A 1,310-nucleotide genomic window follows, 5' to 3' on the forward strand; every position below is an offset into this window, starting at 1 on the left:
TATGCCGCCATCGCCATCATCGCGCTGATCGTTCTGATCGCCCGTTACCGACTCAATCCCTTCATCGTCATCACCCTGGTCTCCATCGGCCTGGCATTGCTCGCCGGCATGCCGCCGTCCGGCGTGGTTGGCGCCTACGAGGCCGGTGTCGGCAAGACCCTGGGGCATATCGCGCTGGTGGTGGCGCTGGGCACGATGCTCGGCAAAATGATGGCCGAGTCCGGCGGCGCCGAGCAGGTGGCGCGCACCTTGATCGACCGTTTCGGCGAGAAGAACGCGCATTGGGCGATGGTGTGCATCGCGTTCCTGGTCGGGCTGCCGCTGTTCTTCGAAGTCGGTTTTGTGTTGCTGGTGCCGATTGCGTTTACCGTGGCGCGCCGGGTCGGCGTGTCGATCCTGATGGTCGGTTTGCCGATGGTCGCCGGGCTGTCGGTGGTGCATGCGCTGGTGCCGCCGCACCCGGCGGCGATGCTCGCGGTGCAGGTGTATCAGGCGTCGGTGGGGCAGACGTTGATGTATGCGATTCTGATCGGCATTCCGACGGCGATTATTGCCGGCCCGCTGTACGCCAAGTTCATCGTGCCGCGCATTCAACTGCCGGCGGAAAACCCGCTGGAACGGCAGTTCCTTGAGCGCGAACCGCGCGACAGCCTGCCGGGTTTCGGCATCACCATGGCGACCATTCTGTTACCGGTGCTGTTGATGCTGATCGGCGGCTGGGCCAACCTGATCTCCACGCCGGGCAGCGGTTTCAACCAGTTTTTGCTGTTCATCGGCAACTCGGTGATCGCGCTGTTGCTGGCGACCCTGCTGAGCTTCTGGACCCTCGGCCTCGCCCAAGGCTTCAACCGCGAATCGATCCTCAAGTTCACCAACGAATGCCTGGCGCCGACGGCCAGCATCACCTTGCTGGTCGGCGCCGGCGGCGGCTTGAACCGGATTCTGGTGGACGCCGGGGTCACCGACCAGATCGTCAGCCTGGCCCACGAATTTCACCTGTCGCCGCTGCTGATGGGCTGGCTGTTTGCCGCGTTAATGCGCATCGCCACCGGTTCCGCCACCGTGGCCATGACCACCGCGTCCGGCATTGTCGCGCCGGTGGCTATCGGTCTGGGTTATCCGCACCCGGAGTTGCTGGTGCTGGCGACCGGCGCCGGGTCGGTGATCTTTTCCCACGTCAACGACGGCGGCTTCTGGTTGATCAAGGAATACTTCAACATGAGCGTCACCCAGACGTTCAAGACCTGGACCGTGCTGGAGACCATTATTTCGCTGGTCGCCTTCGCGCTGACCGTGGGTCTTTCTTACCT

The 1,310-nt window shown here is 63.5% G+C and carries 1 protein-coding gene; it reads left to right on the forward strand.

Annotation, left to right across the window (positions count from 1 at the left end; all coding sequences use genetic code 11):
• Nucleotides 1-1,310: gluconate:H+ symporter (locus KGA97_RS29425; protein ID WP_223481985.1), on the forward strand; the 1,310-nt coding region annotated here is incomplete at both ends.

This window comes from Pseudomonas sp. BF-B-15 (assembly GCF_019946675.1).
GTDB lineage: Bacteria > Pseudomonadota > Gammaproteobacteria > Pseudomonadales > Pseudomonadaceae > Aquipseudomonas > Aquipseudomonas migulae.